Genomic DNA, 18,349 nt, shown 5'->3' with positions numbered 1-18,349 from the left:
GGGCGCGGTGCAGGCACCGTAACCGAGGAGCAACGCTGGGCTGGCTCGAAAGACTCCGGCTCTTCCTTCCCCGCGCTTCAGCGCCTCTTCCCCACAACACCTCCCCTCCATTCTACCAGTGTATTCTGGAGGTTGGTATTAGAGACTGGCCTGCATGACCGCTTCGAAGCCCGCCGGAAACTCACCTTGCTCCAAACCCGTCACCTGATACAGCTCCCCCACGGCTCTCGCCTCTTTCAATCGCCTCGCCACCACCGAACCTGCTTCCAAGTCCTCCCCAGCCTGGAGGGTCTCGAGTGCCGAAAGAATGAGCGGATCTTTGATATAGAGTTCCATGGAAGCTTCCATTCCTGACTTTGAAAGCCAGGGAATCCGATTTCCAGCGAAAGTGAAGGCCTGGTGATAGCCGGTCAGCGCTTCGGATCGGAGTCTTTCCCGCTTCCTGACCAGGGCCGCCCGGCCCTCGTCTTCCGCACTTGTCCCAGGTTCCGCCAAAAGGTTCTCCACCACGTTCATCATCCCCTCCTTGGCCTCCCCTTTGATCAAGCCTAATTGAGCCAAAAGAGGCGCTGTCAGGGAGGCGGACTTTTCCAGCGCGACCGCCCCGTCAAAGATTTCCGGCCACCCTTCTTGGTTGATGCGGGAATCCTCTATTTTGGCCCAGAGGGAACAGATCGCCGGAAAGGCTTTCAGACTACCTGTCAGACCTTTCTCATCCAGATTTTTGCCCGCTTGCACAAAGACGCGGAACCTTTGGTCGTTTTCCAAAGCTTGGGCCAGCAGGTAGTCGAGCACGTAAATCTCGGCCAGGGAAGCGTAGTTGCCGGGCAAGCTTTTGATGACTTTGTGTTCCTCAGAGACTTTTCGGAAGAGGGACGCCGACCGCTTGAATTGCTTGCGATGCCAAAGGACCTCCGCCCGGCGAAATTCGGGCGGGAGATAGAACTCGGCCTCCTCGATGGTGGTGAAGGCCGCATTGCGCGGCCCATTATCGTTCAAGCTCTCAAAGAGTTGGAATCGCAGACCCTTTTGATTTCCGCCGAGGATTTCCACGGCCAAGCGTTTCCCTTGAATCGTGAGGTAGCCGGTCGGGTTGGCGAGCGGAGGCTGCTCCTCCTGGGCCCAGCCCGAAACTCCCAAAAGGAGGGTCAAGGCGCTGACAAAGACAAATGATCTCATTCCGAAATTTTCCTGAATAGGTTATTCTTCTTCCTCCCGGTTCGGCAACGGCCTCGCCACGACGCCCCCTTGTAGCTCCCATTCTTGCAGAAGGACGGCGGCATTGGCGATCGAGCCCGATTGATCCACTCGCCGATTCCGCTCGGTGTCCAACTTGGCCACCATTTGCCACAAGACATCATAGCCTTTTTGTTTTTCCAGGTTCTCGTAAGCCAGTTGCGCCGAACGAAGCCAGGCCGGGCCAGAGAACTCGATGTTCGTGGTGAAGACCGTCCAGACATTGTTGAAAGTCTGCAAGGCAGGCTGCCATTGGCCGAGGTCATCGTAAGCCTTGCCGACCAAGTAATTCACCTCCGCTTCATATTGACGCCACCGCTTCTCCGCCCCCAAGTGAGCCAAGCCGAGGTCGATGACCTTCTGGAGTTGATTGGTCCGCTGGTAGAGGAGGATGAGTTCCCGGCTGGCATCTTCCGCAAACTCCCGTCCCCCCTCTTGGATCAATTTCTGAAACATGGCCATGGCCTGTTCCCTTTCCTCCTTCTTGCCGCTGCGAGCCAAGGCGCGGGCCTTCCCCATGGTGGCAGTGGCTCGGTAGCCTTCGGCTCCCCGTTCCAGAACGGTATCGTAGTACTGCGAGGCCACCGCTTGATTTCCGGCCGTGGCCAAAAAGTCGGCCAACCTAACGAGAATCAGGTCAGAAAGCCGCTCCACATCGAAGTCACGCTGGATAATTTCAAAAAGGGCCTCAATTTTTGCTCCAAAGCGTGACTGCTCGGTCGGCAACTTGGTTTCCCGAAGGAGGCCTTGGTAGAGTTGCACCACCGACATGTAGAGATCGGCTTTCAGTGCATCGGAGGAAGACTTCCGGGCCAAGCCAAGGAGCTGTCCCTCAATTTTTTCTACCTTGAGACCCACTTCCCGAGCCACCTCCACATAGACCGAGACCAAGAGTTCGAAGAGTTCGCCTCCCTCACCCCCAGTGGCCAAAATGGCTTCGCTCAGCCACGGCAAGAGTTCGTCCACCCGATCGAGGGCGGCCAACGGTTCAATGGCGGCCGTGGCCACCTCAGGCACATAGGCATCGAAAGGATGTTTTTCGCGAAAAGTCTCATAAAGCCCCAGGATTTCATCCTGCCGGTTCCCGTGCGTCTCGAGCAAGCCGATTAGACTAAAGTAGACTTCCCCCACCACGTCCTCTCGCCCCTCGGATTCCGCCATCTCAATGCTTTCTCGGTAAAGAGACTCCGCCTCCTCCAAGTTCCGGAGATCTTCCTGGATGTTTCCTAACAGAAGGGTCGCATCCAATTCCAAAGGACTCCCCGGCCGCTCGGATTCCAAACGAGCCAGGAGGCTTTGGGCTTCCTCGTATTCCTTATCGAGAAAGTGGTAGCGAGCACGGGAGAAGAGAACCTGAGCGAGAGCGGCCCCTTCCGGAAACTTCTCCAAATAGGTCTGCAAAACCGAGATGGCCGAGTCCTTCTGCTGAAGATCGATCAAACTCAGCGCGAGCAAATTCAAGGATGGTTCCAGCAGGGCGGATTCCGGGTAGTCGTCCGTAAACTCCCGAAGCTTCTCTCTCGCCTGAGACGTCCGTGCGAGATAAAAAAGCGCCCCTCCCTGGACGTAGAGGGCCATCTCGTAGCGCTCGGGAGACTCCTTGGCTTCAGGCAGTGCCAGGTAGCGCTCCGCGACCGCCAAAGATTGCTCATAATCCCCTGCGTTGAAAAGGGCATCGAGGAGAAAGGAATAGACTTGTTCCGCCAACTCGTGATCCGGAAACTTTTGCAAAAGCTGATTGCCATAGGCTTCCGCTTGCAGGGGATCGCCCGCGAAAGACGCCCCACTCGCGGCATCAAAGAGCAGCTCTGGCTCCCGGGCATTTTCAGGGAATTGTTCCAAGAGTCTCCCGGCCGAAGCATAGACGGCCCGGTGGTTCTCTTTGACCCGTGAAAGATTGGTCATGCCTTGGGCCACAAAAAAATCGAGCGGTTCTTTCCGGTTGGCTTGCTCTTCGATGCCTTGAAGAACTTGCGCCATGACCTTGGCCTCGGGAGAGCTTTCCAAAACCACCAAGCTGCGCAACTCAATGTAGCGCTGCACCTCCTCGGTCGTGGGAAAGAGAGCGAAGAGATCTAGGGCGATGTCATACCTTTTGGCCTCAAAGGCTTTGGCTGCGTGGCCAAGATACTGCGGGAAGTAGGCGTAAAAGACATAGGGAGAAGCCTGCATCCGCCAGCCCCACTCTTCTAGAAAGCCGTCCAATCGATCGAAGTCACTTTTGGCAACCACGAGGGAGACAAATTTTTCGGTGAAAAACCCCTCGTTGGAAGGAGTCAGCCCCCCCTGTCGATCGACAAAGTCATACAAGCTGACGATGCCTCTCTCCGAGGGCTCCACGTTCCCAAGACTGAGATGACAAAGAAGCACGTTCACGAGCACTTCCAACTGCTGCACGTTGGCCTCCTCGGCCGGACGCACCTTCAAATACTCTTCGAACTTGGCTAGGGACTCCGAGAAAAGACTCTGTTCCAGAAGGCTGCGCCCCCACCACCAAATGGCCAAGGTTTCCATATCGTTGCCAACGGCTCCGTCCTTGTTGGCATATTTTTGGTTGCACGTTTGGAAGGACTTGGCGGCTTCTTCAAACTTTCCGAGATTGAATTGAGCGAAGCCCAAGCGGAAAAACACCACGCCAAACTTGGCTCGGTCGGGATTTTCCGGTTCGTCGAACTCCTTCCCAAATTCCCGGATGATCTTTTGGAGGATGTTCTCGGCTTCCGCCCACTTGCTGGCCCCGAGCAACTCCCCACTTTTGTTGAACTGATCGACCAATGCCTGCGCTTGGGTCAACTCGGTGGCTCCCAAAAAAGCCAGCCAACACGAGGCCATCAAAAGGGGCCGAAGGACGAAAGCGGATCGATTCATAAGGGGCAAAGAGCTAATTCAAGGAGCGCCCGCCAAGGGCCGTTTCGTCTCGGGAGTGGAAGGACGGCGCTCAGTCGCCCTCCGCAAAACCAGCGAGGGCGATCTGATCGATTTCAAAGCCAGCGATTGCGTTGAGCACATCCACGAAACGCTGCCCGCTGGCTTCATCCTTGGGGTTCAAAATAATGGTAGGTTTGTCGTTCGAGGCTTCCGCCCCTGCTTTGAAGAAGGCCAAACGCTCTTCTAAAAGCGGCACTTCGCGACCGCTCTCAATCTTGTCGAGAATCTCGGGATTCTTCCCGGGATTGGCCACGATGGTTCCGTCTTCTTGGATTTCCAAAACGAGCGGAGGAAGCGGGGGAGTCGGGGCATCCGAAGTCTGGTTGGAGGGAATCCCGAGATTGAGATCGATTTCTTGACGCTTCAGTTGGGAGGTCACCAGGAAGTAAATGAGCAGCAGGAAGGCCACATCGATCAAAGGGGCGATGTCCAGCTCAGGCTGGACCTCGTCGTCGTCTTGCGCTTTGAATCTTCGAGCCATCGTCAAGCTGGGGCCTAGCCCCCTTTGGCGGTTTGGTAAGTGGAGAAAATGGACTGGGAGATACCCGCCTCCGAGGCGGTTTTGAGGAGTCGCTTGTAATGGCGGACCCCTGCCGTGCTGTCTCCTCGGACATGCAGTTTGATGGGCTCTTCCCCGTTCGCCTCATCGCGATCCATCAGGAGCACTTTGATTTCATCCAAGGTGATCGAATCGCCCCCTTCTTTGGCATAGCGACCATCGTCCGCTTCCTCATCGGGCAAAATATTGATGACGACCCGGTTGGAAATCCCGCCTTCCGGCTTTTCCGCATTGTCGGCGATCGGAATATCGACCCGATCGTCTTTTTTGTAGTCGATCAAAGTGGCCGTCACCATGAAGAAAATCAGCAGTAGGAAGACCAAGTCAATCATGGACGACATGTCCGACTTGTGATCCAACTCGATCTCTGTCGTGCGCGTTTTTCTTGCCATGGGGTGGTAGCAAATAGAGGAGCGGCTCCAGTCCAGCCGAGGGTGCCCGGGAGGTCAGACCTCCCCTTCCTCTTCGGCCAGGCCCTCCGGGATCTTGGCGAAGACCTGCTCTCCATTGACCGCCACCACACTGGCGTCCAGCATTTCGCCAGCCGCGATGTGACTATCGGTCATGAATTTGGTGAGCAAGTTGCGGAAGAAGAAAAAAGCGAGCAAAGCCGGGATGGCGATGATGAGGCCTGAAGCTGTGGTCACCAGCGCTTCGGAGATATTCCCGGAAAGGGCCGAAGGATCCGCACCGCCCGTTTGTTCCAAGGTAGAGAATGCCTTGATCATCCCGGAAACGGTCCCGAGAAGACCCATCATGGGAGCGGCTTGCGCGATGACAGAGAAATAGGTCAATAGCCCCAGATAACCCTTTTGTTCTCTCACGGTGAACTCCGCCATGGAGTCTTCGACCGCATCCCGGCCGAGCGTCTCGGGATCGGTGGCATCGACCTTCGGGAGGGCGTGCGCCATCATGCGACCTAAAAAACTGGTCGAAACGGATGCTGTCTCGATCGCACTGCGGACTCGGCAGTTTTGCATATGGTCGATCAGCTGAAGGCGGAGGTCGTCGGGGAGGAACTTGCCTTTGTTGAACTGGATGAATCCAAAAATGATCAAGCCGATCAGACCCGCTAAAAAGATCCCGAGAGGATACATCGCCCAGCCACCGGCTTTGACCATGTCGATCAACTTGACTTGGGTGGCTTCATCTCCGGCCACTTCTTGCGCCATCAAAACGGGGGTCGCGAGGGCGTAAACAATGAGTGCCGCGAGGGCCTTAGAAGGGGGCTTCATACAGGAAAACGACTTAGCTAGGGTGAGGATTTTTGATGATTGACTCCCGTCCGCTGGGAAACGGGGGAGGAACGAAGCCAAGAACGACCGGGATTTCCACAAAAAATTGCGAATTTCTTCGCTTTTGCAAAATCGGCCCTCGTCCAGCCCCTAGCGAGAAAGCATTTCGGCCACCACCGGAACCAACTCCGAAGCCACCTTCTGGCTGCCTAGGTCACTGAAATAAATGTCATCGAAAAAGTGGTCCTTTTCGATAGGGAATTCAGCCGCCAGGTCAGACACTTTCCCGTTGGCCGCTCCCGCCAAAAGTGCCTGGGCCCGTCTGGTCAGCTCGGAGATTCCCTGAGCGATGACTGCCGGGTCCACCTTCACGACGGTCCCCTCCTTCCCTTCCGCAGCCATCTCCAAGAAGGCAAACTGCCGAAAGCGTTGGCTCAAGGCGAAGGGCACGACCGCCGAATGAGGGCTGGGCTCACTCACAAACAAAACCGGCACCCCGCGAGCCCCCGCCCATTTCACGATGACCGCGAGCGCTTCCTCAAATTCCTTGACCGGGTTCTCCCCTTCCTTCACGGGCAGCGCCCCGATCGAGCCACCGATTTGCCCATAGACATTCCGCTGGGCCTGAAAGCGTTTTTTGAAGTAGTCATCCTGCCCCAGTTCCCGCTGGCGCTGTTCCTGGCCCTGGAGCAAGCGGCCGTGCCAGAGCTTCCTCGCCAGCTGCGAGTAGCCGACCACTGATTTCATCAACGCATTCTTGGGCCGGATGGGGGGCGTCTTCCGGCTGGCTAAGCCGGCCTCGTAACGATACTCCGCCCCCCTTCCCAGAAACTCATCCGAGCCGGCCAACACAATCAAGAGATCCAGTTCTCCCAAGTCTTCCTGACTCACCAACCAGCGAGACGCATTCGAAAGAGCGCCGCCTCCGAAGGCCCCGACCGAGACCTCGCCAAGCTCCGCAGCCTCCAGTTGTCGCTCCAGTTGCCCCCACCAGGTATCCGAGTCTTCTTGCAAGAGCGACCCCGTATCCTCCCCGCCGAGAGCGAGAATCCGGCGACCCGAGGGCTGCTCCAGCCAGTTGGCCGGTCGCAAGCCCGTGGCGTGTTGGACGATCGTGACCGTGTTTTCCAAGCCGTGGTCCGAAAAGCTGTTGCTCAGTTTGAGGCGTATCGAGGGAAGAAGCGGAGAAGGAAAAAGAAGCCAAAGTGCCGCTTCCAAGATCAAGAAGAGCGCCAGGGGAATGACGAGGACAAAAACGAGAATTTTGGAAGGATTCATGGCAGGGCCTTTGATCCTATGCCCTCGTTATCAGCTGCATCAACCCAGGAATTGCCTACCTTCCCTTACTAACGGCTTCTGACTTCGCTCCATGATTTTCATTATCGTCTTGATTCTTCTGGGCCTTCTTTTGCTGGGAGCCGAAGTGATTCTTCCGGGAGGCATCGCCGGGATCTTGGGAGGCATCTGCATCCTCGTGGGAATGTTCCAGATTTATGCCCTCCCGGATTTGGGCTTCGGCTGGAAAGTGGTTCTGACAGCTCTCGTATTGGCCGCCGTGATGGCGACCTTGGCTCTCGGGCTCAAGGTGTTTCCCAAGACGCCTTTCGCCAAATGGCTTACGCTACAATCGACCGTGGCCAAGGTTGACCAAAAGAAAGCCCACGCGCTGGCCGGGGCCAGTGGCAACGCGGTCACCGACCTCCGACCCGACGGTCGGGCCCGGCTGAACGGGCGCCTGGTCGATGTCCACTCCGTGGCCGGATTTGTGGCGGCCGAGACCGAAGTGAAGGTGGTCGCCGCCGATTCTTTGGGGATCCAAGTGCGCCCGACCTCGCTCGATTAGGTCCCTCCCGCATTCCAAAGGCGGACTCCCTTTCCATTTACCCTGAATTCATTTGCCCTGAATTCTCACGGTGCGTAGAGGTTCTCGTTATGTGGGAAATCCTCCTTCTTGTTGTCGTCGTCTTGGTCGTCCTCTCGGCGATCTTCATCATCTTCAAGTTTTTCAACATCTGGCTGCGGGCCCGACTCTCCGGAGCGCCCGTGGGGATGCTCAACTTGGTCGGCATGTGGCTGCGGAAGGTTTCCCCATCTCTTATCGTAGATAGCCGCATTACCGGGGTCAAAGCCGGCTTGGAGATCTCGACCGACCTCCTCGAAGCGCACTACCTGGCTGGGGGAGATGTCGAAAACGTGGTCCTGGCCCTGATCGCAGCGGACAAGGCGGGATTCGAGCTGTCTTTCGACCAAGCCTGCGCCATCGATTTGGCCGTCAAAGGCACCACCAAAACGGTCCTGGAAGCCGTCCAGACCAGTATCAACCCCAAAGTCATTGATTGTCCGGCCAGCATCGCCGGCCAGCCCAGCAAAATTGACGCCGTGGCGCGCGATGGCATCCAAGTCCGGGCTCGCGCCCGGGTGACCGTGCGGACGAACCTCGATCGCTTTGTGGGGGGCGCCACCGAAGAAACCATCATTGCCCGGGTCGGCGAAGGCATCGTGACCTCGATCGGTTCGGCCGGTTCTTACAAGGCCGTCTTGGAAAATCCAGATCACATCTCCCACCGCGTCCTCGAACGAGGCCTCGACTCCAACACCGCCTACGAAATCATTTCGATCGACATCGCAGACGTCGACGTCGGCAAAAACATCGGAGCCGAACTCCAAGCCTCCCAGGCGGACGCCGACAAAGACGTGGCCCAAGCGAAAGCGGAAGTGCGCCGCGCCGCCGCCGTCGCCCTCGAGCAGGAAATGGCCGCCCGCACCCAGGAAATGCGGGCCCGGGTCGTCGAGGCCGAAGCCGAAATCCCACTGGCCATCGCGGAAGCCTTCCGCAGCGGCAACCTCGGCATCATGGACTACACCCGCTACAAAAACGTGGTGGCCGACACCGAGATGCGGGACAGCATCGCCAACGGAGGCGAAGACAAGCCGGGAAGCAATAGCCAACCCCCCTCCTAAACCTCTCTCCACCCTCAACGCACACCCTTAGACTCTCATGGAAGGCGACTGGACTACCGGGATTTTTTGGCTGGTCGTGGTGGTCGTTTCCTTTCTCCAATGGCTGGGAAAGAAATTCCAAGAGCGCAAGATTCAAAAAGAGTGGGAAAACCGTCCTCGCGATGAAGAAAAGGAACTCAACCCGGAGACCGAAGCCCTCTATCGAGGGGAGCTGGTAGAAAATCGACCCCAGACTCGCGGCGAACCGAGCACCGAAGATCCCCTGGCCGACCTCTTCGACGCCCTCGGCGTTCCCCAGCCCACCAAAGCACCCCCTCCCCCCCCTCCGGTTCTCCAGAAACAGCCCGGGCCGGACTCCCCCTCCGCACCCCCCCCCTTACCCGAAACCGTCCCGGCTGAAGAGCGCCTCAGCAAAAAAGAGCGGGAGGCCCTAGAGCGGGTTCGCGCTCGCGAGCTGCCCTCCCGGCGCACTCGCTCCAGCTTCAGTGCCATCGGCCAAGCCATCCAGAGCCCGGCTCGTCTGCGCGAAGCCATCGCCATCAAGGAAGTGATCGACCTCCCCGTCTCGCTTCGGCGGGAACACCCCTTGCAAACTCCCTCGAACTAAGCTACAACCCTCCCCCCGCGCCGCCGTGGCGGAATTGGTAGACGCGCGCGATTCAAAATCGCGTTTCTTCGGAAGTGTCGGTTCGAGCCCGACCGGCGGTATTTTTTCTTATTAGAATCAATAGCGGATCAGTCCCGCCTCTCGCAAAGGCTCCCAAAAATCCTCCGAATGGCTATCCGGGTGCCACCCTTTGGCAAGTTGCTCCTCGATCGCCTGCCAGCGGCGCACTTGCCAGCCTTTCGACCAATCCCGGATCTGCTGGAAAAAGGTTCCCAACTTCGAATCAGTGCTCTCAAGGCGTGAAAGGAGCCACGCCTCCTCCAAAAACATCGCCCGCTCTTCCAGTGGCAAAAGCTCTTGGCAACGAAGAGCCGCAAAAGGGGCCAGCGCCACCGTCCCTTGCAGCTCGAAGGCCCGATTCATCGTCAACAAGAGCAGCGGCGTCTCGCAACCGGGCCCATAGGCCAGCGCTGCACTCAGCAACCGAATGCGCCCGGCCAACTCGGCTTCGCTCAAACCTCGGATGAAACTGACCTGCCCATATTGCCGTCGAAGAAAGCGCTCCAAGCCGAAGAAATCCCCCAGAGGCTCCTCCCCCCGGGGCACCCGCAGAGCCCGCACCGCGGTCATGGGATAAGGGGATTCCACCTCGGTCGCTCGGAGCGCCTCCGCCTGCTCCAGTGAGCGCCTGGCTCGCTCCAAAGTGGCCTCACTCGGCGAACGAAAGAAAGCATGCAGCCAGATCGTCCCCCGCTGGAAAGCCAGCGCCTGACGGGCCTCGGCCGGGGCCGCTTGGCCTTTTTGGTCCAGCGCCTCCGCCATCGCATCGAGGAGAGCCTGCGCCTCATCGGTCCGCCCCAACTGCTCGAGCGCAGAGGCCCCTTTTCCGTAAGCCTCCCAATTTTGAGGATCCAAAAACAGCTTCTGCTGCGCGATCGCCAGGCGCTGCTCATAAAAGGCCGCCGGGAAGCGATCGAAGCGACCCGTCACGAGATCTCGCAGAACCGACTCCCGATTGAGCTCCGCCCCAGGAGTATCCCGATTGCAATCACAAGGGGCCGCCCGGAGGCCGGGTGCCATCAAAAGGAAGAGAAGAAACCGCACCCCGTTATTTTACCATCGAAGGCAAGCCAGAACCAAGCAACCCTCCCCGAAAACGCTAGCCCTTCCGCGTCTTGACCGCGCGCTTCCGGAGCGGAAACAACTCCCGGCAGATCGGGCAAATCGTGCCATCACACCCTCTCGCTGTGCAAAATTCCCGCCCGTAGAAAATGATCTGAAGGTGGAGCTTGTTCCAAGCTTCCTCGGGAAAGAGCCGCTTGAGATGCCTTTCTGTCTCGACCACGTTTTTCCCCGGAGCCAGCTTCCAGCGCTGCGCCAAGCGGTGAATGTGGGTATCCACCGGAAAGGCAGGCACCCCGAAAGCCTGGGCCATGACCACCGAGGCCGTCTTGTGACCGACCCCGGGCAGACTCTCTAGGATTTCCATGTCCGCCGGGACCTCTCCCGCGAATTCCTTCACCAAGCGACCCGACAGCTCACGAATGGCTCGCGCCTTCCGCGGGGCGAGGCCACAGCTTTGGATGGCCTGCTGAATGCGGGCCACCGGCTGCTTGGCCATGGCCGCAGGGTGATCCGCCAAGGCGAAGAGACCTGGGGTGACCTTGTTGACCCGTTCATCGGTGCACTGGGCCGAAAGGAGCACCGCAATCAAAAGAGTGAAAGCGTCCCGATATTCCAGCGGGACCGGCGTTTCCGGGTAGAGGCCCTCGAGCCGTTGCCGAACATAATCCGCCCGCTCCTGTTTCGTCATGGCGGCCAGCCCTCTAGCCCCCGCGGCGTCCCGGCTCCCGAATGGAAGCGAGCAATTGCTTGGAGCGGGTCACCTGCTGCTTGCGAATGGCCTGCGCCATTTGGCGGCAATGCGGATGATGAAGGCGGGAAGCAAGAATCTCCGCGCTCCGATCCCAGCTGCCCCAGCGGACAATCTCGATGACCACATCCTGCCGCCCCCATCGATTCATCATCTTCTTGTTCGGCATGTAGATGTCGAGCGTGTTCGTACCCACGAGCGCGCTCCCGTAATCATCCACATAGAACAAGCGATTTTTGACCCCCTTCATGCGAAAGACAGTGCCGTAGGGATACCGAGACCAATCAGCCGCCACGCTGATGACCCGACCATACTTCAAAGGGGTCCCCGCCGCCGAATTGCTCCCATACTCCAAATGATCGTCTTCGGTGCAGGTGTAGGAAGTCGTGCGCACGAAGTGCAATTGGTCGAACTCGTCGTAGCGGGCATAACCGTGCCGATCAGGCTTCCCGCCACCTGGAATCCCCTGCGCAGGCGCCACCTGAGAGGCCAGGTGGGTCGTTTGGCAACCACTGCCAAAGAACAGCGCCCACCCAACCAGAAGAACAAGGGACGAAAGCTTCATCACAAAAGGCAACCAAAGAAAATCGACCGAGGTGCCGGGCAAAAACGACCTCCTCTCGCGAAATGCCTGCGACAGTTCCCTTTTCCGCGCAAGGAAAACTATCCTGCCACTTGCCAGGCAGGCTCTTTCATTGGAATCCTGGCCCCATGGCGGAATCTCGCACCCTGGCGCAAGCCTGCTCCCTGCTGTCCCAAGCTCTCCAAGTCAGGAAACAAGACCACATGGACCTCGCGCCCGCCGCGCGGGAAGCTCTCAAGCGCCTGGCAGGGAGGGAATGGGCAAAAGCGGCTCCCGAGCCCAAACCGCCCACCGCCCTCGCCTCAAGCCAGCCCGCTCACCCGTCGAAAGCAGCCCAACTCGCAGCCCTGCGAGAAGAATTGGCGAGCGACCCCCGAGCCACCTCCCTCGAAAGCCTCCGGGAAACCTTGGTTTTCTCGGTCGGTCACCCCGATGCGACCTTCATGTTCGTGGGAGAAGCCCCCGGCTTCGAGGAAGAGCGCCAGGCCGAACCCTTTGTGGGCCCTGCCGGGCAGCTTCTCACCAAAATCATCGCCGCCATGGGCTTTGCGCGTGGGGAGGTCTACATCAGCAACATCGTGAAGTTCCGGCCCTCCACGGGTGCAGCCGACCAAGGAACCGCCAATCGCAAGCCGACCGTGGCCGAGATGAGTCATTTCCTTCCCTACCTCAAAAGAGAAATTGAAATCGTGCAGCCAAAAATCATCATCGCCCTCGGCGGAACGGCCCATCATGGCCTAACCGGAAAAGAAGCCAGTGTGGGCAGCGTCCGCGGGAAAATTCTCGACCTCGACGGCACCCCCCTACTCACCACCTACCACCCCAGCTACCTCCTCCGCAACCGAGAACGGAGCGAAAAGAAAAAAGTCTGGGACGACATGAAACTGGCCCTCCAGCACCTCGGCCTCACCGCTCCCAAGTAGCAGGACAGAAACCTCTCTCAGATAACCGCTCACCGGGCCAGCGATTCTCACACCCTTTGGCGAAATAGATCGCACCCCAAGTCCCCTCAGCACGTCCGCTCCACCCAAAACCCGAGCCTCCTCTCAATCCGTGCCTCAAAAAGAAGAAATGGCTCCGGCGGTTGGGTTCGAACCAACGACCTAGTGGTTAACAGCCACCCGCTCTACCGCTGAGCTACGCCGGAACAAAACTCGGGCCGGACCCTTACCCTTGAAGGTCTCTTGGTTCAAGAGCGAATCCTCTTTTTTTGATGGAGGAGACCGAGGACCTTCCCTCGCTTGTCACCGGTCGCTTTTCACCTAAGCTGCACCTCTCGTCCTTCTCCTCTTCATCTGGTCATGGCCTATCCCCTGCGCTTGTTTCGTCCAGAGCGGACCCACTGTCCCTCCTGTCACCTCTTGCAGGTGGATTCAGTCATGAAGTGTCCTCAATGCGGCTTTTCCGCCGCCGCATCGCTCCATACCTTCCCGATGGAGTTCCCCACGTGGGAGCGCCTCACCGATCCCAAGGGCTTCCTCAAGGGCCGGGAATGGGAACGCCTTGACTCCCAAATCGCCGCGCTCGAGGAAAGCTACCCGCAGCTCTCGATTTCGATCTGCTTTCACTATCTCCGGCGCAATCAGCAACCGAGCGAATTCGGCTTCTGGTTCCTCAATTACGCCAAAGAAAATGGCGCCCCCTCCTCCTCACGAGCCAAGAGAGAAAGCTCCCTCCTCCTGGTCGTGGACTACCATCATCACCGCTGCAGCGCTACGGTAGGGTATCTCTTGGAGCCTTTTCTGAGCGACTTCCTTTTGCGAGATCTTCTCACGACCTGCCTACCGGAGTTCAGTCGCGAGAAATGGGGAGAGGCTCTCTCGAAGTTTTTCCTTGGGCTGAGCGATGAGCTGGCCAAGCGTCACCTGGGCGCCCGGGAAATCATCAATCGCGCCACCGAAGCCGAGAAAAAATGAACCCTCTTTTGGCCAAAGTCGACTCCCCACCCGCTGGCGAGAACTTCGAGATTCTCCTCCTGAATCCATTCTATCTCTTCGGCGCCTTGGTGCTGAGCTTGGCCGTGGTGGCCTGGCTCATTTGGCTCTCCGTCTCCCGGAAGAAAAAAAAGGTCAAAACCATGTACTGGTTCCCTGAGACCGACTTTCGTTGGCGCTTCAGCGCTCCCTACAGCGGGGGGAACAGCGCCCAAGTGGACTTCAGCGAGCAGGTCCGGGCCCTGGCTGACCCTCCCTCGGAGAGCGCCACAGCCAAGCCCGAAGCCAGCGAGCCCCAGAACTGATGGAAAGGCCCGTTCGCGCCCGATGCCAACTGCGCGAGCAGCGCTCTCCCAAGCTCTGGCTGGCCTCCCTGCCCAATGGGGCCCCGACCTTCGCCCATCTCAGTGAGGCCTGCTTGGAAAGGGCGTCCGACCTCCGCGCCGGCCAATGGGTCGAGGCCGAACTCACCCCCTACGACTTCTCGCAAGCGCGCATCGTGGCCCGCTCTGAAAAGCCCTGATTGCTTGCACGAAAATCGCTTGCAAGGGCGCTCCCGCCTTGCGTTCCAAAGCCGGCGTGGCAACCTCCCCCCTCCCAGCATGACCTCAGAACCCGATGCACCCCTGCCCTTGATCCCAGCCACTCGCTTCGAATCTATGAAGGAACGGGCCCTCAAGGCCGCCGGGCAACTGCGGGCTTCCGCTGGCAGTTCCTTGAAGTCCTGGCAGGACAGCGCGGCCCGTCAGGTCGAAAACATTCGCAGAACCGCAGCCCAACGCAGCCAACCTCTCACCCAACCCGCCATGGAAGCAGCCAACGAATTCAACTCGCCCGAAGAGCCACCCGAAGAACCCGCCGCCGACAGCTTCTCCCAGTATGCCGAACAGGCTCGGGAGCACGCGCAGACCTACTGGAAACAAGCCGAAGACTACATCCGGGAGAACCCAACCAAGGGAGCGCTCATCGCTCTTGGGGCCGGATTTGTTCTCGGTTCCCTTTTCCGACGCTGAGGCCTCCGGTGTTCTCCCTCCCCCAACGAATCCGTCGCACCCTCCGGGCTCTCCTGCGTTTTCTCAGTGATCGCATCGAGCTCGCCTCCACGGAGGCCCGGGAAGCGGCCGCCAGGGGACTGAAGCTCCTGCTCTTGGGTCTGGTGGGACTCCTCCTGCTAGGGCTGGCTTACCTATTGGCCTTGGCCGGCTTGGCCGTCTGGTTGGTGCAGGCCACTCCTTTGACTTGGGCCAGCTGCTTGCTTTTGCTCGGCGGGTTGCATACTCTCTTCGGTGCCTTTTGCCTCGATCGCGTTCGCGATTCCGCCAAAGAAGCCCGCTCTCCCTTTCCCGAAACCCGCAGCCAATTCGAGGCCGATCGCCAATGGTTCCAAAAAGAAAAAAAGAACGAGTCCGAAGAAGAATCGAGCTGAAGCAGCGCTTGGCCGGCTCTCGGGCTGAATTGTGTGAAAGCCTGGACGCCTTGGGAGAATCCCTCTCCTTGGTGCGGGGTCTCAAAAAGCGCACCGCCACCGCTGCCAAATGGAAAACCGCCGCCACCAGCGCGGCCGTCGGATGGATCGGCTCCAAGGTTCTCCTCGGGAAAAGCCCGCGCTCCTCGCAGTCCGGCCCAGCCAAAGTCTCCCGCCAGGGTGGAATCAGCGGCCGTCTCGCCCGCATCGCTCGCCAAGAGATCACTCGCAGCCTTCGCCGGGCCGCCACCAAACAGGCTCTTCGGCTTCTTCGTTCTCGCATGGGATAATTGTGGAAAGCCCCTTGTCATGGGCTCCGGGCTCGCTAAACACAGACCTTCCCCCTCCAAATCGGCCCCGTCGGCCCGAAAAACCCTTTCCCCAGCCAGCCCCCCATGTCCGAAGAACAGACTGACATCATCGCCACCCTTGGATCGGTGGATGATTACCTCAAAATTGGAATCGAGTATGACTGCTCGGACATCCACCTGGCCACCGCGGCGCAACCCACCTGGCGTCGCTTCGGGAATCTTCAGCCCATCTGGAAGAATGGCGCGGAACTGACGGCGGAGGACTGCGAACGTCTGGCCAACGGCTTCCTCACGGCCGAGCAGAAGGCCCACCTGGAAGAACGGGGCGACGTCGATTTTGCCTACCAAAACCAATTCGGCCGCTACCGTGCCAGCGTCGTGAAACAGCGGCTGGGCATCAATCTTGTCTTCCGCCTCATCAGCACCACCATCCGCTCGATGGAGGACCTGGGCCTTCCGGCCGACATCAAGCCCCTCCTCCGCTACCAGAACGGGATCATCTTGGTCACGGGCTCGGTCGGCTCGGGGAAATCCACCACCTTGGCTGCCTTGGTCAATGAGATCAATCAAGAGCGGAACGATCACATCATCACTCTCGAAGAACCCATCGAATACCTCTTCGAATCAGACAACTGCCACGTGATCCAACGGGAAGTCCACCGCCACACCGAATCCTTCGGCAAGGCCCTTCGGGGAGCGCTGCGGGAAGACCCCGATGTCATCATGGTCGGGGAAATGCGCGACCTCGAAACCATCTCACTCGCCATCACGGCTGCCGAAACCGGCCACCTGGTGCTGGGCACCTTGCACACTGGGAGTGCCGCCCGAACGCTGGATCGGATTCTTGATGTCTTCCCCAATGATCAGCGGGATCAGATCCGGATCATGGTCAGCGAATCGCTCCGCGGCGTCATCAGCCAGCAGCTGGTTCCGAAACAAGATGGCTCGGGGCGCTGCCTCGCCTTGGAGCTGCTCGTGAATAGCCCAGCCGTGGCTGCCTGCATTCGCGATGGCAAGACCTTCATGTTGCCAGGCATCATGCAGACCGGGAAAAACGTCGGCATGATCAATATGGATGACTCCCTGCGGAAGCTATACGACAAAGGCCTGATCAGCCAACAAGAAGCCCTCTCCCGCGCGCTCGACAAAGGCGTGATGCAAAGTTATTTCGCCTCCTGACTTCCTCCCTCTAGCCCCCGCAGACATGGCCCATCAAATCGACGCCTTCTTCCAAACCCTCATTGAAAAGGGAGGGTCCGACCTCCACTTGACCGAGGGCCAGGCCCCGAAAATCCGTGTCCATGGTGGCATTTCCCCCATTCGCGAAGCCCCGCTAGAGCACCAGGAACTCAAGCAAATGCTGTCCGAAATCTGTGAGGAATCCGCCTTCCAGGACTACCTCCAAACGGGCGACCTCGACTTCGCCTACGAAATGAACGCCGCCTCGCGTTTCCGCTGCAATTACCTGCAGCAGCGAAATGGGCTCGGTGCGGTCTTCCGTCTCATCCCGACCAAAATCGCCACCCTCGAAGACCTCGGCATCCCCACAGCGGTCAAGGAATTTGGGAAGATCCGCTCTGGCTTGGTGCTCGTGACCGGCCCCACCGGATCCGGCAAGTCCACCACGCTGGCGGCCCTCATGGACTTCATCAATACCCACTATCGCCGCCACATCCTGACGATCGAGGAACCGATCGAGTTCGTTCACAACAACAAGAAAAGCATCATCACGCAACGAGAAGTGCCCATCCAAACCCCGAGCTTCGCCGACGGTCTCCGAGCGGCCTTGCGGGAGGATTCGGACATCGTCTTAGTCGGGGAAATGCGCGACTTGGAAACCATCTCCCTCGCTCTCACGGCCGCGGAAACCGGCCTGCTCGTCTTCGGGACGCTCCACACCAACAACGCCCGAAAAACCGTGGACCGCATCATCGACGTCTTCCCGGCCGACCAGCAGTCCCAAGTCCGCACCATGCTGGCGGCCTCGCTCCGGGGCGTCGTGGCCCAGCTTCTCATGAAGACTGCCACCGGCCGGACCGCCGTGAACGAAATCCTCGTTTCGACCCCGGCCGTCGAAGCCATCATCCGCGAAGGCTCCACTCAGAAGCTTTCCGACGTCATCACCGGGGGCAAGGCCTACGGCATGCAGTTCATGGACGAAGCCATTTGGGAAAAGCTCAAGAGTGGGGAGGTCACCCCTTTCGAGGCCTACATGAAGGCCATCGACAAAAAGCGCTTCTCCGCCTTTCTCGATTCCGAAGACGCCGCCGTCTCGGTGGCTGGAGGGGGCGTGGACTAGAATTCCCCTCTCCGAAATCGAATTCTTCTGCCGACTCTCGCGTCCGAAAGATCGACAACGGAACGCACCATGCTACCATCATTGCTGTGCTTTCTGTCTAGAGAAGCCAGCGCCATGGACGACTCGCCCATCAGATTTCATTGCCCTTTTTGCAACGAACACTTGTCCGTTCCCCGAGCCTACGCCGGCGTGAAAGGACCCTGCCCCACCTGTGGGGAAGAAATCAGCGCCCCCTTTCCCGCGCCCGCCCCTCTCGCGAACCCCGCGCCCCTCCCTCCCGTCCAGCAGGCCCCCGTTCCCCCCTCCCCCCCGCCCGTTATGGGGGGGGGGGGGTGACTCCGGGGGGGGGGTTTGGGGG

Annotated in this window: 21 protein-coding genes and 2 tRNA genes; 13 read left to right on the top strand and 10 right to left on the bottom strand. The window is 59.0% G+C overall.

Annotated elements, in window-relative coordinates; genetic code table 11:
- Window positions 1-138: 138 nt before the first annotated feature.
- The 6 genes from AAF555_10875 to AAF555_10850 all read right to left on the bottom strand — a co-directional run bounded on the left by AAF555_10875 (window position 139) and on the right by AAF555_10850 (window position 7,236).
- Window positions 139-1,179, bottom strand: a complete 1,041-nt coding sequence (locus AAF555_10875; GenBank protein MEM6912070.1) for a hypothetical protein — start codon at window positions 1,177-1,179, stop codon at window positions 139-141.
- A gap of 21 nt (window positions 1,180-1,200) precedes the next feature.
- The gene (locus AAF555_10870; GenBank protein MEM6912069.1) at window positions 1,201-4,104 is read right to left on the bottom strand and encodes a tetratricopeptide repeat protein; all 2,904 of its coding nucleotides are present in this window, start codon (window positions 4,102-4,104) and stop codon (window positions 1,201-1,203) included.
- Window positions 4,105-4,174: 70 nt separating this feature from the next.
- Complete coding sequence (locus AAF555_10865) at window positions 4,175-4,645, bottom strand: biopolymer transporter ExbD (protein ID MEM6912068.1); 471 nt, start codon at window positions 4,643-4,645, stop codon at window positions 4,175-4,177.
- 14 nt (window positions 4,646-4,659) lie between these two features.
- Window positions 4,660-5,115: a biopolymer transporter ExbD gene (locus tag AAF555_10860; GenBank protein MEM6912067.1), complete on the bottom strand. Its 456-nt coding sequence runs from the start codon at window positions 5,113-5,115 to the stop codon at window positions 4,660-4,662.
- A gap of 54 nt (window positions 5,116-5,169) precedes the next feature.
- Window positions 5,170-5,958: a MotA/TolQ/ExbB proton channel family protein gene (locus AAF555_10855; protein ID MEM6912066.1), complete on the bottom strand. Its 789-nt coding sequence runs from the start codon at window positions 5,956-5,958 to the stop codon at window positions 5,170-5,172.
- Between the two features lie 150 nt (window positions 5,959-6,108).
- The gene (locus AAF555_10850) at window positions 6,109-7,236 is read right to left on the bottom strand and encodes a hypothetical protein (protein ID MEM6912065.1); all 1,128 of its coding nucleotides are present in this window, start codon (window positions 7,234-7,236) and stop codon (window positions 6,109-6,111) included.
- 91 nt (window positions 7,237-7,327) lie between these two features.
- Here AAF555_10850 and AAF555_10845 point away from each other — a divergent pair, with 91 nt between their 5' ends.
- The 4 genes from AAF555_10845 to AAF555_10830 all read left to right on the top strand — a co-directional run bounded on the left by AAF555_10845 (window position 7,328) and on the right by AAF555_10830 (window position 9,627).
- Window positions 7,328-7,801 (top strand): NfeD family protein, encoded by a 474-nt coding sequence (locus tag AAF555_10845; GenBank protein MEM6912064.1) that lies wholly within the window; start codon window positions 7,328-7,330, stop codon window positions 7,799-7,801.
- Window positions 7,802-7,890: 89 nt separating this feature from the next.
- Window positions 7,891-8,919: a flotillin-like protein FloA gene (gene floA, locus AAF555_10840; protein MEM6912063.1), complete on the top strand. Its 1,029-nt coding sequence runs from the start codon at window positions 7,891-7,893 to the stop codon at window positions 8,917-8,919.
- 37 nt (window positions 8,920-8,956) lie between these two features.
- Window positions 8,957-9,526, top strand: a complete 570-nt coding sequence (locus AAF555_10835) for a hypothetical protein (protein MEM6912062.1) — start codon at window positions 8,957-8,959, stop codon at window positions 9,524-9,526.
- Between the two features lie 19 nt (window positions 9,527-9,545).
- A tRNA-Leu gene (locus tag AAF555_10830) sits at window positions 9,546-9,627 on the top strand.
- A 16-nt stretch (window positions 9,628-9,643) separates the two neighbouring features.
- Here the strand turns inward: AAF555_10830 and AAF555_10825 are convergent.
- Genes AAF555_10825 through AAF555_10815 form a run of 3 tightly spaced genes read right to left on the bottom strand, consistent with a single transcriptional unit; the run spans window position 9,644 to window position 11,964 of the window.
- Entirely contained in the window at window positions 9,644-10,630 is a 987-nt protein-coding gene (locus AAF555_10825; GenBank protein MEM6912061.1) for a hypothetical protein, read from the bottom strand.
- 55 nt (window positions 10,631-10,685) lie between these two features.
- On the bottom strand, window positions 10,686-11,339 hold the full coding sequence (nth, locus tag AAF555_10820; GenBank protein ID MEM6912060.1) for an endonuclease III: 654 nt from the start codon (window positions 11,337-11,339) through the stop codon (window positions 10,686-10,688).
- Window positions 11,340-11,352: 13 nt separating this feature from the next.
- A complete protein-coding gene (locus AAF555_10815; GenBank protein MEM6912059.1) occupies window positions 11,353-11,964 on the bottom strand; it encodes a 3D domain-containing protein in 612 nt (203 codons plus the stop codon).
- 146 nt (window positions 11,965-12,110) lie between these two features.
- Between AAF555_10815 and AAF555_10810 the strand changes: the two genes are divergently transcribed.
- Complete coding sequence (locus tag AAF555_10810) at window positions 12,111-12,905, top strand: uracil-DNA glycosylase (protein ID MEM6912058.1); 795 nt, start codon at window positions 12,111-12,113, stop codon at window positions 12,903-12,905.
- Between the two features lie 149 nt (window positions 12,906-13,054).
- On the opposite strand, the gene AAF555_10805 is transcribed toward AAF555_10810, so the two are convergent.
- A tRNA-Asn gene (locus AAF555_10805) sits at window positions 13,055-13,129 on the bottom strand.
- 154 nt (window positions 13,130-13,283) lie between these two features.
- Here AAF555_10805 and AAF555_10800 point away from each other — a divergent pair.
- From AAF555_10800 to AAF555_10765, 8 genes are all read left to right on the top strand, one after another.
- Window positions 13,284-13,898 (top strand): TPM domain-containing protein, encoded by a 615-nt coding sequence (locus AAF555_10800; GenBank protein ID MEM6912057.1) that lies wholly within the window; start codon window positions 13,284-13,286, stop codon window positions 13,896-13,898.
- Entirely contained in the window at window positions 13,895-14,221 is a 327-nt protein-coding gene (locus AAF555_10795) for a hypothetical protein (protein MEM6912056.1), read from the top strand. Before AAF555_10800 ends, AAF555_10795 begins: the two co-directional genes overlap by 4 nt.
- Window positions 14,221-14,439 (top strand): hypothetical protein, encoded by a 219-nt coding sequence (locus AAF555_10790; GenBank protein MEM6912055.1) that lies wholly within the window; start codon window positions 14,221-14,223, stop codon window positions 14,437-14,439. The genes AAF555_10795 and AAF555_10790 overlap by 1 nt, the downstream gene beginning before the upstream one ends.
- A 79-nt stretch (window positions 14,440-14,518) precedes the next feature.
- Complete coding sequence (locus tag AAF555_10785) at window positions 14,519-14,929, top strand: DUF883 C-terminal domain-containing protein (protein ID MEM6912054.1); 411 nt, start codon at window positions 14,519-14,521, stop codon at window positions 14,927-14,929.
- Between the two features lie 8 nt (window positions 14,930-14,937).
- Window positions 14,938-15,342, top strand: a complete 405-nt coding sequence (locus tag AAF555_10780) for a phage holin family protein (GenBank protein MEM6912053.1) — start codon at window positions 14,938-14,940, stop codon at window positions 15,340-15,342.
- 50 nt (window positions 15,343-15,392) lie between these two features.
- On the top strand, window positions 15,393-15,671 hold the full coding sequence (locus AAF555_10775; protein ID MEM6912052.1) for a hypothetical protein: 279 nt from the start codon (window positions 15,393-15,395) through the stop codon (window positions 15,669-15,671).
- A gap of 105 nt (window positions 15,672-15,776) precedes the next feature.
- Window positions 15,777-16,871 (top strand): PilT/PilU family type 4a pilus ATPase, encoded by a 1,095-nt coding sequence (locus AAF555_10770; protein MEM6912051.1) that lies wholly within the window; start codon window positions 15,777-15,779, stop codon window positions 16,869-16,871.
- 25 nt (window positions 16,872-16,896) lie between these two features.
- Window positions 16,897-17,991, top strand: coding sequence for a PilT/PilU family type 4a pilus ATPase (locus AAF555_10765; GenBank protein MEM6912050.1), 1,095 nt, complete (start codon window positions 16,897-16,899; stop codon window positions 17,989-17,991).
- The last annotated feature ends 358 nt before the right edge of the window (window positions 17,992-18,349 follow it).

This window comes from Verrucomicrobiota bacterium, assembly GCA_039027815.1.
Classification (GTDB): Bacteria; Verrucomicrobiota; Verrucomicrobiia; order Verrucomicrobiales; family JBCCJK01; genus JBCCJK01.
This window is presented reverse-complemented; position numbering and strand designations above follow the sequence as displayed.

Coding starts and splice junctions, on each gene's coding strand:
- AAF555_10875 (MEM6912070.1), bottom strand. CDS start 1,179: ATGAGATCATTTGTCTTTGTCAGCGCCTTGACCCTCCTTTTGGGAGTT.
- AAF555_10870 (MEM6912069.1), bottom strand. CDS start 4,104: ATGAATCGATCCGCTTTCGTCCTTCGGCCCCTTTTGATGGCCTCGTGT.
- AAF555_10865 (MEM6912068.1), bottom strand. CDS start 4,645: ATGGCTCGAAGATTCAAAGCGCAAGACGACGACGAGGTCCAGCCTGAG.
- AAF555_10860 (MEM6912067.1), bottom strand. CDS start 5,115: ATGGCAAGAAAAACGCGCACGACAGAGATCGAGTTGGATCACAAGTCG.
- AAF555_10855 (MEM6912066.1), bottom strand. CDS start 5,958: ATGAAGCCCCCTTCTAAGGCCCTCGCGGCACTCATTGTTTACGCCCTC.
- AAF555_10850 (MEM6912065.1), bottom strand. CDS start 7,236: ATGAATCCTTCCAAAATTCTCGTTTTTGTCCTCGTCATTCCCCTGGCG.
- AAF555_10845 (MEM6912064.1), top strand. CDS start 7,328: ATGATTTTCATTATCGTCTTGATTCTTCTGGGCCTTCTTTTGCTGGGA.
- floA (MEM6912063.1), top strand. CDS start 7,891: ATGTGGGAAATCCTCCTTCTTGTTGTCGTCGTCTTGGTCGTCCTCTCG.
- AAF555_10835 (MEM6912062.1), top strand. CDS start 8,957: ATGGAAGGCGACTGGACTACCGGGATTTTTTGGCTGGTCGTGGTGGTC.
- nth (MEM6912060.1), bottom strand. CDS start 11,339: ATGACGAAACAGGAGCGGGCGGATTATGTTCGGCAACGGCTCGAGGGC.
- AAF555_10815 (MEM6912059.1), bottom strand. CDS start 11,964: ATGAAGCTTTCGTCCCTTGTTCTTCTGGTTGGGTGGGCGCTGTTCTTT.
- AAF555_10810 (MEM6912058.1), top strand. CDS start 12,111: ATGGCGGAATCTCGCACCCTGGCGCAAGCCTGCTCCCTGCTGTCCCAA.
- AAF555_10800 (MEM6912057.1), top strand. CDS start 13,284: ATGGCCTATCCCCTGCGCTTGTTTCGTCCAGAGCGGACCCACTGTCCC.
- AAF555_10795 (MEM6912056.1), top strand. CDS start 13,895: ATGAACCCTCTTTTGGCCAAAGTCGACTCCCCACCCGCTGGCGAGAAC.
- AAF555_10790 (MEM6912055.1), top strand. CDS start 14,221: ATGGAAAGGCCCGTTCGCGCCCGATGCCAACTGCGCGAGCAGCGCTCT.
- AAF555_10785 (MEM6912054.1), top strand. CDS start 14,519: ATGACCTCAGAACCCGATGCACCCCTGCCCTTGATCCCAGCCACTCGC.
- AAF555_10770 (MEM6912051.1), top strand. CDS start 15,777: ATGTCCGAAGAACAGACTGACATCATCGCCACCCTTGGATCGGTGGAT.
- AAF555_10765 (MEM6912050.1), top strand. CDS start 16,897: ATGGCCCATCAAATCGACGCCTTCTTCCAAACCCTCATTGAAAAGGGA.